Annotated in this window: 1 protein-coding gene and 1 pseudogene; both read left to right on the top strand. The window is 69.3% G+C overall.

Annotated elements, in window-relative coordinates:
* A pseudogene (locus tag ABZT49_RS08310) lies at window positions 1–339 on the top strand (methyl-accepting chemotaxis protein); the annotation flags it as partial.
* Between the two features lie 227 nt (window positions 340–566).
* On the top strand, window positions 567–2,022 hold a 1,456-nt coding region (locus tag ABZT49_RS08315; RefSeq protein ID WP_355285272.1), incomplete at its 3' end, for a methyl-accepting chemotaxis protein.

The raw sequence follows: 2,022 nt of genomic DNA on the forward strand, positions 1-2,022 counted from the left end.
GCGACGTCGGAGGAGCTGGCGGCGCAGGCCGAGACGCTGCAGGCGACGATCGCGTATTTCCGGATCGACGGGAGCGAGGCTGCGGCGGGGTCGCGGGGGATGGACGGGGCGGTGTCGCAGCTGCGCGCTACGGCCTCTCGCATGGCGGCTCCCCCGGCGGCGGTGAAGTCGCCCGCGCAAGCGCCGGCCAAGCGGGTCGCGGCGGGCCGCCCGGCGCCGAGAGTCCCGGCCAAGACCGCTATCGCCCGGTCCACGAGCGGGGGCTTCGCCCTCGACATGGGTCACGGCAATTCGGGCGACGGCGACGAGCGCGACGCCGACTTCACCCGCGTCGCCTGACGCCAGATATCCGCGATCCGCGCGAGATCGACCGGCGCGCGGATCGCCGACCCAACGATCGAACTGCGGGGCACGCGGTCGGGTTGGCGCACCATCCGATCGCGCGGCAAGCGTCGGGTGATCCAAGCTTTTGATATTGCGGCATTTTCTCCAACGGACCGGCATCCGCCGCGTCGGGAAATGCTCTGCACGACACTCCAGCGATCACGAACGAGGGGCGACGTATCATGCGGTTCACGATCAAGGCCAAGCTCGGGATCGCCTTCGGGCTGATCCTGCTGCTTCTCGGCGGAGCCGGGGCGCTCGCGGTCTCGAGCCTGGGCCAGTCCAACGACCGGATGCAGGCTTTCGCGGCCCGCCCGTTCGCACAGGTCCAGCGCGTGCTGCGCTTCGATACGATGGCGTTCGAGGCCGTCCGGATCTTCGCGCGCGCCCTGCTCGATCCCTCGACCCAGGGCCGTGAGAAGCTCGTCGCCGAATTCAAGGCGCACGACGCCAAGTTCCAGTCCTTGCTGAAGGAATACACCGACCTCGTCCCGCCGGACGAGCGGGCTCGTGTGCAATCCCTGCGCGACGACTGGGCCAAGCTCAACGAGTCCGCCACGAAGGGCATGGATCTCGCGATCCTCAACGGCAACAATACCGCTAGCGCGATCGCGTCCGGCGAGCAATCCGCTGCCTTCGACACCGTGATGGCGCGCATCGAGGACCTCAAGGCGAGGCCGGCCCTCTCGGACGAGGATCGCACCCTGGTCGCCGCGATCGAGGTCAAGATGGTCCGGCTGCGCGGCGACATCTTCCGCGAGGTCGTGATCACCGACGACGAACTGCTCGCCAGGATGGCCGGGGATTTCAGCGAGAGCCGGAAGGCGCTCGGGCGCGACGTGGCCCGGCTGGTCGAGGCGGGTCGGGCTGCCGGCTTCACGGACGCGGTCGGCCCCCTCATGGCCACGGTGAAGGCTTGGGAGATTCCGGCTGAGAAGGTCTTCACCCTCGGGCTGGCCAATACCGACGCCAAGGCGATGCGCTACTACGTCGGCTCCTTCACCGACGCCCGCAAGGCGGTCACCGAGGACGTGGCCAAGCTGCGCGCGTACGAGGAGGCCGTGGCCCAGGGCTTCGTGCGCGACACGCAATCGACCTACGAATCGACCCGCTCGATCCTGGTCGCCGTCGTGTCCGGCGCTGTGGTTCTCGGGCTCGCCATGGCTTTGTGGATGGCCGTCTCGATCTCCCGCGGCCTGTCGAAGGCGGTCTCCGCCGCCCAGAGTGTCGCGGCCGGCGACCTGACCAAGGACGTGGTACCGACCGGGCGGGACGAGGTGACGGACCTGCTGCGGGCGATCCAGGCGATGAACGCGAAGCTGCGCGACGTCGTCGGTCAGGTGGTGAGCGCGGCGACCAACGTCTCGGCGGGGAGCCAGGAGCTTTCGGCCTCGGCCGAGCAGCTGTCGCAGGGCTCGACCGAGCAGGCAGCGTCCACCGAAGAGGCCTCCGCCTCGATGGAGGAGATGGCCGCCAACGTGAAGCAGAACGCCGACAATGCCGGCCAGACCGAGACCATCGCCCGCCAGTCGGCCAAGGACGCCGAGGCGAGCGGCGTGGCGGTCGGGCGCGCGGTCGAGGCGATGCAGACGATCGCCCAGAAGATCACCATCGTGCAGGAGATCGCCCGCCAGACCG

The sequence above is a fragment of the Methylobacterium sp. EM32 genome (genome assembly GCF_040593685.1).
Taxonomy (GTDB): domain Bacteria; phylum Pseudomonadota; class Alphaproteobacteria; order Rhizobiales; family Beijerinckiaceae; genus Methylobacterium.